This is a genomic window from Pseudomonas arabinosi (assembly GCF_047758675.1).
Taxonomy (GTDB): domain Bacteria; phylum Pseudomonadota; class Gammaproteobacteria; order Pseudomonadales; family Pseudomonadaceae; genus Aquipseudomonas; species Aquipseudomonas arabinosi.
The window spans coordinates 4,340,327-4,353,459 of sequence record NZ_CP180480.1; the positions used below are offsets into that span (position 1 = coordinate 4,340,327).

12 protein-coding genes and 2 pseudogenes are annotated in these 13,133 nt (G+C 61.0%); 6 read left to right on the forward strand and 8 right to left on the reverse strand.

Annotation, left to right across the window (positions count from 1 at the left end; translation table 11 throughout):
* Positions 1-262 precede the first annotated feature (262 nt).
* From ACMXYJ_RS20095 to pedF, 5 genes and pseudogenes are all read right to left on the reverse strand, one after another.
* Positions 263-490 (reverse strand): annotated as a pseudogene (locus ACMXYJ_RS20095) (transposase); the annotation flags it as partial.
* Positions 491-698: 208 nt separating this feature from the next.
* Positions 699-1,295 (reverse strand): annotated as a pseudogene (locus tag ACMXYJ_RS20100) (MBL fold metallo-hydrolase); the annotation flags it as partial.
* 16 nt (positions 1,296-1,311) lie between these two features.
* A complete protein-coding gene (locus ACMXYJ_RS20105; protein ID WP_415756593.1) occupies positions 1,312-2,073 on the reverse strand; it encodes a quinoprotein dehydrogenase-associated SoxYZ-like carrier in 762 nt (253 codons plus the stop codon).
* Entirely contained in the window at positions 2,073-2,948 is an 876-nt protein-coding gene (locus tag ACMXYJ_RS20110; RefSeq protein WP_415756594.1) for a substrate-binding periplasmic protein, read from the reverse strand. Before ACMXYJ_RS20110 ends, ACMXYJ_RS20105 begins: the two co-directional genes overlap by 1 nt.
* A 3-nt stretch (positions 2,949-2,951) precedes the next feature.
* Positions 2,952-3,413: a cytochrome c-550 PedF gene (pedF, locus tag ACMXYJ_RS20115; protein ID WP_415756595.1), complete on the reverse strand. Its 462-nt coding sequence runs from the start codon at positions 3,411-3,413 to the stop codon at positions 2,952-2,954.
* A 253-nt stretch (positions 3,414-3,666) separates the two neighbouring features.
* Here pedF and exaA point away from each other — a divergent pair, with 253 nt between their 5' ends.
* Together exaA and ACMXYJ_RS20125 are read left to right on the forward strand one after the other, a co-directional pair.
* On the forward strand, positions 3,667-5,559 hold the full coding sequence (gene exaA, locus ACMXYJ_RS20120; RefSeq protein WP_415756596.1) for a quinoprotein ethanol dehydrogenase: 1,893 nt from the start codon (positions 3,667-3,669) through the stop codon (positions 5,557-5,559).
* Between the two features lie 152 nt (positions 5,560-5,711).
* A complete protein-coding gene (locus ACMXYJ_RS20125; protein WP_415756597.1) occupies positions 5,712-6,359 on the forward strand; it encodes a pentapeptide repeat-containing protein in 648 nt (215 codons plus the stop codon).
* Positions 6,360-7,103: 744 nt separating this feature from the next.
* On the opposite strand, the gene ACMXYJ_RS20130 is transcribed toward ACMXYJ_RS20125, so the two are convergent.
* Genes ACMXYJ_RS20130 through ACMXYJ_RS20140 form a run of 3 tightly spaced genes read right to left on the reverse strand, consistent with a single transcriptional unit; the run spans position 7,104 to position 9,126 of the window.
* Positions 7,104-7,742: a response regulator transcription factor gene (locus ACMXYJ_RS20130; protein WP_415756598.1), complete on the reverse strand. Its 639-nt coding sequence runs from the start codon at positions 7,740-7,742 to the stop codon at positions 7,104-7,106.
* On the reverse strand, positions 7,739-9,001 hold the full coding sequence (locus ACMXYJ_RS20135; RefSeq protein WP_415756599.1) for a sensor histidine kinase: 1,263 nt from the start codon (positions 8,999-9,001) through the stop codon (positions 7,739-7,741). Before ACMXYJ_RS20135 ends, ACMXYJ_RS20130 begins: the two co-directional genes overlap by 4 nt.
* 2 nt (positions 9,002-9,003) lie before the next feature.
* Complete coding sequence (locus tag ACMXYJ_RS20140; RefSeq protein WP_008149743.1) at positions 9,004-9,126, reverse strand: hypothetical protein; 123 nt, start codon at positions 9,124-9,126, stop codon at positions 9,004-9,006.
* Positions 9,127-9,284: 158 nt separating this feature from the next.
* On the opposite strand from ACMXYJ_RS20140, the gene ACMXYJ_RS20145 reads away from it, so the two are divergent.
* Genes ACMXYJ_RS20145 through ACMXYJ_RS20160 form a run of 4 tightly spaced genes read left to right on the forward strand, consistent with a single transcriptional unit; the run spans position 9,285 to position 12,975 of the window.
* On the forward strand, positions 9,285-10,469 hold the full coding sequence (locus tag ACMXYJ_RS20145) for an ABC transporter substrate-binding protein (RefSeq protein WP_415756600.1): 1,185 nt from the start codon (positions 9,285-9,287) through the stop codon (positions 10,467-10,469).
* A gap of 30 nt (positions 10,470-10,499) precedes the next feature.
* The gene (locus tag ACMXYJ_RS20150) at positions 10,500-11,459 is read left to right on the forward strand and encodes a YVTN family beta-propeller repeat protein (protein WP_415756601.1); all 960 of its coding nucleotides are present in this window, start codon (positions 10,500-10,502) and stop codon (positions 11,457-11,459) included.
* Positions 11,456-12,187, forward strand: coding sequence for an ABC transporter ATP-binding protein (locus tag ACMXYJ_RS20155; protein WP_415756602.1), 732 nt, complete (start codon positions 11,456-11,458; stop codon positions 12,185-12,187). Before ACMXYJ_RS20150 ends, ACMXYJ_RS20155 begins: the two co-directional genes overlap by 4 nt.
* On the forward strand, positions 12,184-12,975 hold the full coding sequence (locus tag ACMXYJ_RS20160; protein ID WP_046048912.1) for an ABC transporter permease: 792 nt from the start codon (positions 12,184-12,186) through the stop codon (positions 12,973-12,975). Before ACMXYJ_RS20155 ends, ACMXYJ_RS20160 begins: the two co-directional genes overlap by 4 nt.
* Positions 12,976-13,133: the final 158 nt, after the last annotated feature.

Here is a 13,133-nt window from a genome sequence, read left to right on the forward strand (position 1 = left end):
CCCTCATGGTAGGTGCGATTCGACTGTATCGCCACTTGAGAGCTCCTTCGGGTCGATTCGCGTACCGCGCGCGCAACCAAGGGCCGCTATTGGCCGATTTCAGCCTGACGCTACCATCAGCTTTGGGGCGATTACTACCCTTCACGACAGGTAGTAATCGCCCAGAAACTCCCCTTCGAGGTTGTCCCAAAACCAGAGGCTGATCCGTTCTCAGGGGCTCCACCATCGTCCCTAGCGATCTTCATCGCGGCGCAGTAACAAGCAGCCACATCAACTTGACGCTCTGCTCGGCCTCATGTTTCAGCTGGCGGCTGGACTGAATTCTATTGAGATCGCCGTAGATATCGATCTTTAGCAAGATCGCCGGATGGTAGCCCGGAACACCCGTTGCAGCAGGATCAACACCTTCAACCCCAAATGCCCCCCAGTCTCGTTAATGGACAAAAAGCTCGACCACTCGAACTGGATTTTCTTCGATTACATAATCGATTCTGGAATCGCGCGCCCTCTGACCGTCATAGACTAACCTGCACCTCTGACGAACTCTCAAATGAGGGGGGGCCATGAGATTGCAATGAGGCAGATTGGCAGTCACTCACTCGTTCCACGCGTAAAAAAATTTGTGAAAAAAGTTAGATTAGGTAAGTGACTGATTTATGGAAGATAAAACAAATGTAACAGTTAACAAGGCTCCGGAACCGTTGGTAAAACACCAGATCCCCGGCAAACAGCACACCGGTTTTCTGGTCGAGAATAGCCAGATCCGCGCCCGTGTGCCCACCCAGGCCCAACAGACGAAAATCGTGATTCCCAAAACTTCGCACGCCGGGCGTCAGCGTCCGGGTCGGCAACACCACTTCGGTGCCGCGCATCCAGTCGCCCACCAGGCGATACATATTCTCGGCCATGGCATCGCCCTGCTGCTGCAACAGCTCGGTGGTGCCGGCCAACGCGCTGATCGGCACATCACTGAAGGCCTGGTTGCCGAGCACATGATCAGGATGATGATGGGTCAGCAGCACCTCGATCACCGGTTTGTCGGTGACCGAGGCAATCGCCTTGCGCATCGCTTCGCCGTAGCGTTTCGATGGCCCGGTGTCGATCACCACCACGCCGCGCTCGGTGACGATGAACGCAGTGTTGACGATGTTGCCGCCATTGGCCTTGGCGAAATTGTCGGTGCTGCCTTCCAGCAGCCAGGTGTCTTCGGCGATCTGTCGGGGCTTGAGTGAGTAGTCGAGTTCGGCCAGGGCCGGCAGGCTCAAACCGATCAACAACAGCAGCATCCAGCGCATCACGCGCTCCTTTGGGTCAGGGTATGGCCGCATCGAATTGATTGCCGCTGTTGTCGCGCAGCATCAGGCGCGTCTGCCCTGCCCCTTCGATATCGAAGGCCAGGTTGGGGTTTTCGCTGACAGCAGGAAACAGCTCAAGACGGGCCAGAACCTGATCGTTCTGATCGCGCAGCTCGGCGTGGTTGATGAAGAATTCCGGGATACCACTGACCATGCCGTTGTCCATCGGGTGCGCCACCTGCATGCGCACTCGGCTGAATTCACCACGGGGATAACGGCCGCCCAGCACTTCGCCGATGTGCTCCTCCCAGCCCGGCTGAGTGCGTACCACACTCGGCGCCGTGCAACCGCCGCCCGCCGCATCGATCAGGGTCGAGCCGACATGCCACATCCCATCACGGGTCAGCACCGCCGCGCGCAAAGGCGTGGCTTGCTCGATTCGGATGCGGATTGACAGCCACGGCAGCACGCGGTCCAGCGGCTGGAAATCGACAATTTTCGGCAAAGGGTTGAGTTCGGCCCAGGCGAGGATTTTCACCACTTCGCCCTTGAACGCTCGCGCGTCGATTTCCAGCGGCACTTGCCGGGCGTCTTCGGCAAACGGCGGTGCCAGCAGTTTGACCCGGTCGTCGAACACGAACGGCGCATCGCCGAGCATTTGCTTGTGATAGAAGGCCCACATCACCGACGGCACCGGGTCTTTGCCCGGGTCGATGTCCACGGCGTGCGCGGCGATGGGTAACCAACAGGCCAACAGACAACCCGCTCGCCAGTTCACTATTGATACATCTCGGGCACGTCATAGCGCAGGCCGTAATGGCCATAAATGGTTTTGACAGCGCCCTCGCGGATCAAGGTTTCCAGCGCCTCTTCCACGGCATAGGCCAGTTGACGGTTGCTTTCATGCACCGCCATGCCTATCTCCCAAAGCTGCTTGCCCATGTTCGGGTAGGCGTTTTCCGCCAGGGCCACTTGCGGGTCGTTGGCTTCATGAACCTGCCAATCGATCTCACCGCGCATGGCCATGACGGCGTCGACTTCACCGGCCTTCATGGCGGCGAACGCTTGAGGCACACCGGGATAGTGGTGGGTTTTGCCAGCGAGCATGCCGCTGAACACCGAGGTCAGGTAGAACGACGGCACGCTGTCGACTTCGACGCCGATCGGGTGGTGCTCGAACACGGCGACGCTACCGACTTTGTCCAGCCGGCGGCGGTCATAGGCAACCTGCCATTGTTCGTTCTGGTACGGCCCGAACATCACCACATGGCCGTTTTCCAGTTCGCCCACTTCATTACGCTTCTGTGCGTAGTCGCGATCGTACGGCACGCGCATCATCAGGTCGGCCAGTTGCAGGTCGTGCAACTGACTGGCGCGCCAGATGTAATCGCGCAGGTCGTCATCGAGCTTCTCGCCAGCCGGCGCCCAAATCAACGTCAGCCGCACACCGAGGGCCTTGGCCAATGCTTCGGCGAGTTCGACATCAACGCCACGGGCCTGGCCGGCGTCTTCAAAACTGTAGGGGGCGAAGTCCTTGTAGACCGCCACTTTCAGCTCCCTGGCGGCGATCATTTCGTCATAGGTACGGACCTGCGCCTGCACTGCCTGGCAGCACAGCAACGCAGCGCTGATCAACACAGCGAGCAGGCGCATGGATTACTCCTCGACGTGAACACTGTCCAGATAGGTGCGTACCGCCCACAAGGCTTCCTGACTCAGGTAGTCGGCCATCTTCGGCATGTAGACCCGGCCATCACGCACGGCGCCGTGGCGCACGCGTTCGACGAACCATTCATCACCCGCCTCGGCAACATCCAGCATGCGCAAATCAGGGGCGATGCCGCCGGATTTGGCTTCCAGGCCATGACAGGCCGCACAGTTCTGGTTGTACGCCGAGGAGCCGATTTCCACGGCCTTATCGTGTTCCGGGGAGGTGCGGTAAGGGTTCACCGATGCCCAACCATCGGCATCGACCGATACGCCGGCGTCTTTGATCGGGGTCAGGCCCGGGGTGGCGACAGCCTGAGGGACCACGTTGCCGTGAGCCCAGACCGAACCTGCGCTGATAAAACCGGCCAGCAGTCCGGCAACGAGTAAGGCGTTGCGTTTTGTTTTCATTGTTATGCCCTCTTGATTGCACGCAAAACCTCTTTGAAGAGGCTATGGCACCCATCTTAGGAAGGGCTTCGCGCAAGCCCCATGCTGCTTTGGTGGCCGCCGTCTAGTTCCTTGGTAGTAGGGCTTGTGGCGCACACCTAAATCAGGTGCCGTACGGGAAGTATTCCCGGCAACAGCGGGACTTTTTCCGTATCCGCCAACACGCTGGGCCACCACCCTGTGCAGGCCAAAACCTCCACTGGGAACTGCAACCATGACAATAAGATCGCTACCCGCCCTTTCCCCGCTGTCTATCGCCGTGCAGGCTTTTCTGCTGGTGGGCAGCCTGTCCCTGAGTGCTGTCAGCTACGGCGCGACCGCACCGGCCACTCCCACCCGAAACGTGAGTTGGGAAGACATTGCCAACGATCACCTGACCACCAAGGACGTGCTGCAATACGGCATGGGCACCAACGCGCAACGCTGGAGCCCGTTGGCCCAGGTCAACGACAAAAACGTATTCAAGCTGACCCCGGCCTGGTCCTACTCGTTCGGCGATGAGAAGCAGCGCGGCCAGGAATCCCAGGCCATCGTCAGCGACGGCGTGGTCTACGTCACCGGTTCCTATTCGCGGGTCTTTGCCCTGGACGCCAAGACCGGCAAGCGCCTGTGGACCTACAACCATCGCCTGCCGGACAACATTCGTCCGTGCTGCGACGTCGTGAATCGCGGTGCGGCGATCTTTGGCGACAAAATCTACTTCGGCACCCTCGACGCGCGGCTGATCGCCCTGGACAAAAACACCGGCAAAGTGGTGTGGAACAAGAAATTCGGTGACCACGCCGCCGGCTACACCATGACCGGCGCCCCGGTGCTGATCAAAGACAAAACCACCGGCAAGGTGCTGCTGATTCACGGCAGCTCCGGTGATGAGTTTGGCGTGGTCGGGCAGCTCTTCGCCCGCGATCCGGACACCGGTGAAGAGGTCTGGATGCGTCCTTTCGTCGAGGGTCATATGGGCCGCTTGAACGGCAAGGACAGCACCACGACCGGCGACGTCAAGGCGCCGTCCTGGCCGGATGATCCGACCACCGAAACCGGCAAGGTCGAAGCCTGGAGCCACGGCGGCGGCGCGCCTTGGCAGAGCGCCAGTTTCGATCCGGAAACCAACACCATCATTGTCGGCGCCGGCAATCCCGGCCCGTGGAATACCTGGGCCCGTACGTCCAAGGACGGCAATCCTCACGATTACGACAGCCTCTACACCTCGGGCCAGGTCGGCGTCGATCCGAGCACTGGCGAGGTGAAATGGTTCTACCAGCACACCCCGAACGATGCCTGGGATTTCTCCGGCAACAACGAGCTGGTGCTGTTCGACTACAAGGACAAGGACGGCAAAACGGTCAAGGCCACCGGCCACGCGGACCGCAATGGTTTCTTCTACGTAGTGGATCGCAACAACGGCAAATTGCAGAACGCCTTCCCCTTCGTCGACAACATCACTTGGGCCAGCCACATCGACCTCAAGACCGGCAAGCCGGTGGAGAATCCGGGTCAGCGTCCGGCCAAACCGCTGCCGGGCGAGACCAAAGGCAAGTCGGTGGAAGTCTCGCCGCCGTTCCTCGGTGGCAAGAACTGGAACCCGATGGCCTACAGCCAGGACACCGGGCTGTTCTACATTCCGGGTAATCAGTGGAAGGAGGAGTACTGGACCGAAGAGGTCAACTACAAAAAAGGCTCGGCCTATCTGGGCATGGGTTTCCGCATCAAGCGCATGTACGACGATCACGTCGGCAGCCTGCGCGCGATGAACCCCACCACCGGCAAAGTGGTCTGGGAGCACAAAGAAGCACTGCCACTGTGGGCCGGCGTGTTGGCGACCAAGGGCAACCTGGTGTTCACCGGTACCGGCGACGGTTTCCTCAAGGCCTTCGATGCGAAAACCGGCGCGGAGCTGTGGAAGTTCCAGACCGGCAGCGGCATCGTCTCGCCGCCGATCACCTGGGAACAGGATGGCGAGCAGTACGTCGGCGTGACCGTCGGTTATGGCGGCGCGGTGCCGTTGTGGGGCGGCGACATGGCCGAGTTGACCAAACCGGTGGCTCAGGGCGGGTCGTTCTGGGTGTTCAAGATCCCGAGCTGGGATACGAAAACCGCTCAGAAGTAACGCCGCCTACCTTGCCGATACGACTCAGGTAGCAGCTGTCGAGCCTCGGCGAGGCCGCGTTAGCGGTGTGTCAGGCACACCGTCGACGCAGCCTCGTTTCACTCGACAGCTGCTACGTGAAGCCGTATCCATGCCCATTTAGAGGTCTCGTGATGAAATACCTGTCTTTTTTGCTGCTCTTGACCTTTCCCCCCGCTTACGCCGACGACGGCGAAGACACCCCGCTGATCATCAACGGCTGCACCATTGCCGAACACAGCCAATGCCCCGGCGCCAACCTCAAAGGCGCCAACCTGAGCAATCAGGACCTGCGCAGCATGAACCTCAGCGGCGCCGACCTGCGTGATGCCGACCTGCGCCACGCCCGGCTCGACCTTGCCAATCTGGAAAAGGCCCAATTGCAAGGCGCCAACCTGACTCGCGCCAGCCTGCAGCAAAGCAATCTGCGCTTGGCCAACTTCACCGGGGCAACGCTGATGGCGATTCAGGGCTGGGGGATGTTCGCCCAGGGTGCGCAATTTCAGGACGCCAACCTCAGTGGCGCTTATCTGCAATTCGCCCGCTTGTCCGGAGCCAAATTGCACAACGCTAATCTGCGGGCTGCGGATCTGGAGATGACCTGGCTGAGCAAGGCCGACCTCAAGGGGGCCAACCTCAGCGATGCCAATCTGCAAGAAGCCAAGTTCGGCGAAAGCAACCTCGAACAGGCGAACCTCAGCGGTGCACGGCTGCACTATGCGAATTTTCAGGATGCGAACATGGAGGGTTGCACCGGTTGCCCGACGACTTGGGATAAGTAACCGATCCTACCGGCTGGCACATAACCCTGTGGGAGCGAGCTTGCTCGCGATGGCTGAGTGTCAGGCGTCGTTTTTTTTGATGATGTACATATCCGTTTCTGCGGTCATGCCGACTGGTGGTTTCGCTTTTACAGCGAGTCACTTTCGAAAAGCCTGCGCGGCCCGGCGGAAAGTAACCAAAGCGCTCATGCCCCTGTCGTTCGGTGCCTCGCCTAGGCTCGGCATGCCCTCGCTCCGGTCCTGCTCCGTGGGCCCGCCGCCATCCATGCAGGGTTGCCCACTGCGCAGAACCTCCACTCGGCCTCTCGAGGGGGCGTGTACCGCAAAAGCCAAAGCGAGGCGGCCTACCGGCCGGCCTGACTTCAAGTGAACGCGTTACCCTGTAGGAGCTGTCGAGCGAAGCGAGGCTGCGATCTTTTGATCTTGCCGTTGCCGTTGCTTTGGCTTCAGATCTGCCGCCCCTTTCCCAGAGGCCGAACGCAGGCGTTGCGCAGGGGGCACCGCGGCAAGGATGCCGCGGTAGCCGCCCCCGGCCATGGATGGCCGATGGCGGCGGGCCCCCGAAGCAATGCCGGAGTGAGGGCATGCCGAGCCTAGGCGAGGCACCGAATGGCGGGGCAAGAGCCCTTGGTTACTTGGGGCTTTTCCAAGTGACCCGCTGTAAAAGCGGAACCAAAAGCAGCCGTTACAGAAAAAACGGATATGTACACGATCAAAAAGCACTACATCCTGCGGTGGATCGAGTCAACTCGCCACCCGCACAACCCCCATATCAATCCCCAAATGCACCAGCTCGGTATGGGACGTCACCTGCAACTTACTCTTGAGCAAAGTCAGGTGATTGGAAACAGTCTTGCTGCTAATGCTCAACTGCTCGGCAATCATCCGCGCCGGGGTACCTTTGGCGAGCATCACAAAAATCTCCAGCTCACGCTGAGTCATGCTCTGCAAACGCGGATCACTGGCATCCTGTTGCGGATGACACGCCAATTGAGTGGCCAACGGCTGCTCGATATAGGCATGACCAGCGAGGATGCGCTGCACGGCCTCGATCAGCACTTCGGGCGCCGAGCTTTTGGTCAGGTAGCCCGAAGCCCCGGCGTCCAGCGCCTGGCGCACCAACGGCAGTTCATCGTGCATGCTGAAAAACAGCACCCGCAGTTGCGGCAAGCGCTGACGCAGTCGGCGGGTGGTTTCCAGGCCACTGATCCCCGGCAAACCAAAATCCATGATCACCAGATTCGGTACGGCTTCTTGTACCCGCGTCAACGCCTCCTCACCCGTCGCCGCTTCACGGACTTCCATTGCCGGCAACAACGCCCGCAACAGACTGGCATAGCCCTGACGGACCACCGCATGGTCATCGACCAACAGAATATTCATGACACCTCCAAAGGCATGCTCAACGTCAGCGCCCAACCGGCGCCGGGATGACTGATGATCCGCAATTCGCCGCCCAGGCTGCGCGCGCGTTCAACCATCGAATACAAACCGACGCCCGGCCTTTGCGGCTGTTGCGCGCCACGTCCGTTATCGCGAATGAGCAAGCGCAAACGCCCGCCGTGATGTTGCAGGCGAACCCGCACCTGACTGGCCTCGGCGTGCCGGGCGACGTTGGTCAACGCTTCCTGCAGCAAACGATAAAGATGGGTCTTGTTCGGCACCGACAGCGCCGGCAACTGCGCGCTGACCCGTAACTGGCAATCGATGCCTTGCCGTCCCTGCCATTGCTCCACCAGCAAACCAAAGGCTTCGGCCAGCGGCAGGTGTTGCAACACCACCGGATAGAGATCGCGGACCAGCGCCCGGAAGCCCTGTTGCAGGCGTTCGCAGTTGTGTTCGAGCTCGCGCACCGTGCGTTCAACCACCACCGGTTGATCGGCCACCAGCCGCAACAGACAGGCCTGGGCGCGAATGCCCGCCAGGTATTGGCCGAGGTCATCGTGCAGGGTCTGCGCCAGATGAGTGCGCTCCTGCTCCTGCACCGCCAATAACGTCTGAGTCAGTTGGGTCTTGTCGGCGTAAGCCTGCTCCAACGCAGCGGTCATCTGGTTGAAGTGCACCGCCAGTTGCCGCGCCTCCGGCACGCCTTCTGCGCGCAATCGAACATTCAGCTGCCCACCGGAGACCTGTTGCAACGCGCGCAACAATTCATCGAGCAGGCCCATGCCCCGGCGCACGGCCCAGCGGATGGTCAGCAGACTCAACAGCAACGCCAACCCACAGAGGCTCAGCAGCTGTTGCAAGGAATCCCAGACTTCGTCGATTTCATCTCGCGGATCGACCGCGATCTGGACACGCCGGCCATCCCGCAAATCCAGCACCCGGGCGCTGTGTCGGTCTTGCGCAAACAACAAACGCCCGAGCCAGGCATCGAGCCCATCCTGAACCGGCAACCGTGCCTCCTCGCCGGATTCCAGCCAGCGCACCCGCACATGCCGCAAACTGCCCGTCAGCCGTGGTTGCAGGCTGGCGGGATCACGCTCGGCGGTTTCGCTCAGGTACTCGACCACTGCTTCGGCGGATTGCAGCTCACGCTCCACGTCCGCCAGCGCCTGGTGCACCAGCAAACCCATGCACGCCAAGGTGACCAGGGCGAAAAATCCGCAGACCCACAGGTTGATCCGCCACAGGGCCGACACGCCTAGCGCCCCGGTGTCATGGGCAAGACCAGCAACGGCGCGGGGCGCGGGCCGTGGAGCTTGTCGACGCCGATCAGGGTCAGGATCAGCAGCAACGGCAGAAGCAGTGCTTTGAGAATACGCATGATCGATCGCCTCCAATGTGATGGCCGTTATTGCCCATGCTAAAACCGCGCCGCCCCGGGCGAGTTACTACCTTGGTACTGGCTCACTGGTACTTTCTGCATATTTCCTTCTGCCTCACAGCGTTCCTATGCTGGCGCTACCTGTAATGGAGTGCCTTATGCGCCAGCTTGCCCCTTACGCCCTGATCTACCTGTTGGCGATTGCCTGCGCCGCCGGGCTGGCGACCCAGAGCCAGGCTGCCGACGCGCCGTTACAGGTGCAGATCGGTTTCCTGGGCTATCGCCCCGACCCGGGCCCGTTGCTGTCGAACGTCATTCCCGAGCCGGTCGATGCCGGGTTGCGTGGCGCCGAACTGGCGATCACCGACAGCAACAGCACCGGGCGTTTCCTCAACCAGAGCTACACCCTGGTCAGCGCCAACGTCGACAATCCCGATGCCCTGGTCGAAGCGGCCAAGGCTCAACATGAGCAAGGTCTGCGCCTGTTTGTCGTCAACGCACCGGCCGCCAGCCTGCGCCGGCTCGCCGCCGTGCTACCCGACAGCTTGTTGTTCAACGCCGGCAGCCCCGACGACAGCCTGCGCACCACCGACTGCCTGCCGAACGTGCTGCACAGCCTGCCGAGCCGGGCGATGCTCGCCGATGCGCTGGCGCAATTTCTGGTGGTGCGCAAATGGCAACGGGCGCTGCTGATCGTCGGCCCGACCCCGGATGATCAAGCCTATGCCGCCGCCCTGCGCCGCGCCGCCAAACGCTTCGGCCTGAAACTGGTCGCGGAAAAAGCCTGGAGCTTCGACAACGATCAGCGCCGCAGCGCCCAGGCCGACATGCCGCTGTTCACCCAGACCGCCGAGTACGACGTGGTGTTGGTGGCGGATGAACGCGGTGATTTCGGCGAATACGTGCCCTACCAGACCTGGTACCCACGGCCGGTCGCTGGCACTCAGGGGCTGACCCCGGTGGGCTGGCACAAAACCGTGGAAACCTACGGCGCCGCCCAGTTGCAGAAACGCTTCGAAGCCCTGACCGGACGCTGGATGAATGACCGCGATTTCGCGGCCTGGATCGCTGTGCGCAGCATCGCCAGTGCGGTGAGTAAATTGCGTCAGGTCGATCCGATAGCGATCCGTACGCTTGAAATCAGCGATCAATTGCCGCTGGACGGCTTCAAGGGTCGCAAGCTCAGTTATCGGCCGTGGAACGGCCAGTTGCGCCAACCCATTCCCATCGTGCAGCCCCGGGCGCTGGTCAGCACGTCGCCGCAAGACGGCTTCCTGCACCCCTTCAACGAAATGGACAGCCTCGGCTACGACAAGCCCGAGGTCAGCTGCCACTTTCCCTGACCCGATAATTAAAACAACAAGGAATCTGCCATGCGCCGCACCCTGCTTTCCTGCGCCCTGCTGCTCGCCGCCGGGCACGCTGCTGCCAGCACCGCCTGGGTCTCCAACGAAAAAGACAACAGCCTCAGCCTGATCGACCTGCAGACCCTGCAAGTCACCGACACCCTGCCCGTCGGCCAGCGCCCGCGCGGTCTGCTGCTGTCCCACGACAATAAGCTGCTGTACATCTGCGCCAGCGACTCGGACCGGGTCCAGGTGATGGACGTCGCCACCCGCAAGATCATCAAGGAACTGCCTTCGGGCAAAGACCCGGAGCAGTTCGCCCTGCACCCGAATAATCGCTGGCTGTACGTTTCCAACGAAGACGATGCGCTGGTGACGGTGATCGACACCGAAACCTCCAAGGTGCTGAGCCAGATCAACGTCGGCGTCGAACCCGAAGGCATGGCCGTCAGCCCTGACGGCAAGTGGGCGGTGAACACCAGCGAAACCACCAACATGCTGCACTGGATCGACACCAGCACCCAGACCCTGGCCGACAGCACGCTGGTGGATCAGCGGCCGCGCTTCGTCGAGTTCACGCCCGATGGCTCAAAGCTCTGGGCCTCGGCGGAAATCGGCGGCACGGTGACCATTCTCGACGTCGCCACCCGCAAGACCCTCAAGACCCTGACCTTCCAGATCAAGGGCGTGCACCCGGACAAAGTCCAGCCGGTGGGGATCAAGCTCAGCGCTGACGGCAAGTACGGTTTCGTCGCCCTCGGCCCGGCCAATCATGTGGCGGTAATCGACGCCAAGACTTTCGAAATCCTTGATTACCTGCTGGTCGGTCGCCGCGTGTGGCAAATGTCGTTCACCCCGGATCAGAAACAATTGCTGGCCACCAACGGCGTCAGCGGCGATGTGTCAGTGATCGATGTCGACAGCCTCAAGGTGACTAAATCGGTGAAGGTCGGACGTTATCCCTGGGGCGTGGTGGTGACCCCATGAACGCTCTGGAAGTCAGCGAGCTGAGTTTCGCTTATGGCGCGAAAGAGGCGTTGCGCCAGGTGAGTTTCAGCCTGGCACCTGGCCGCTTCGCTGCGTTGCTGGGGCTGAACGGCGCGGGCAAATCGACGCTGATTGCTTTGCTCACTCGACTCTACGATTTGCAGCGCGGTGACATCCGGGTCGGCGGCTGTTCGTTGCGCAACGCGGCGCGTCCGGCACTCAAGCAATTGGGTGTGGTGTTTCAGCAAAGCACGCTGGACCTGGACCTCAGCGTCGAGCAAAACCTGCGTTATCACGCCGCGCTGCATGGGATGTCCCGGCGTCAGACCGACCTGCGGGTCGACGCCGAACTGGCACGTCAGGCCTTGACCGAACGCCGTCGCGAACGGGTTCGCGAACTCAATGGTGGCCACCGTCGTCGGGTGGAAATCGCCCGCGCCTTGCTGCATGAGCCGCGCCTGCTGCTGCTCGACGAGGCCAGCGTCGGCCTCGACCCGGCCAGTCGGCTGGCGCTCAATCAACACATTCGCAGTTTGTGCCGCGAGCAGAACATCAGCGTGCTTTGGACTACTCACTTACTCGATGAAGTACAGCCGAGCGACGACTTGTTGATCCTTCATCAGGGCCGGTTGGTTGCCAGCGGACAAGCCGACGCCCTGAGCCTGGAGCACGGTGGTGACCTGGGTTCGGCCTTCACTCGACTGACGACTTCAGGAGCCGCCCAATGAATGCCTACTGGCAATGTTTCAGCGGCATCGTGCTGCGTGAATGGCTGCGTTTTGTGTTGCAACGCACGCGGTTTCTCAGTGCGCTGGTGCGGCCGTTGTTGTGGCTGCTGGTGTTCGCCGCCGGTTTTCGCGCCGCACTCGGGATCGCGATCATCGAGCCCTATGACACCTACATTCCCTACGAGGTCTACATCATCCCCGGGCTGGCCTGCATGATTCTGCTGTTCAACGGCATGCAAGGTTCGCTGTCGATGGTCTACGACCGGGAAATGGGCAGCATGCGTGTGTTGCTGACCAGTCCCCTGCCCCGGACTTTCCTGCTGTGCAGCAAACTGTTGGCCACCTCGCTGATCTCGCTGTTGCAGGTCTATGCCTTTCTGGCGATTGCCTGGGTGTACGGCGTGCAACCACCGGCCATGGGGCTGTTGATCGCGTTACCGGCGTTGCTGCTGGTGGCGTTGATGCTCAGTGCGTTGGGCCTGTTGCTGTCGAACGCGATCCGGCAGCTGGAGAACTTTGCCGGGGTGATGAATTTCGTGATCTTCCCGCTGTTTTTCCTGTCGTCGGCGCTGTATCCGCTGTGGAAGATGCGCGAGTCCAGCGAGTGGCTGTACTGGTTGTGCGCATTGAACCCGTTCACCCATGCGGTGGAACTGGTGCGGTTTGCCTTGTATGAACGCTTCAATCCGTTGGCGCTGGCGGTGTGCGTGGGGCTGACGCTGATATTCGCGCTGCTCGCCGTGTTCACCTTCAACCCGCAACACGCGGCGTTACGCAAAACCAACTAACAACACCCCCCTGTGGGAGCGAGCCTGCTCGCGATGAGGGCATCACATCCACATTGATGTCGGCTGACACACCGCTATCGCGAGCAGGCTCGCTCCCACAGGGGATTTGTGTTTAACAGCGTGAAAATTACTACTTTAGTACTGGTTTTCCTGTCTAT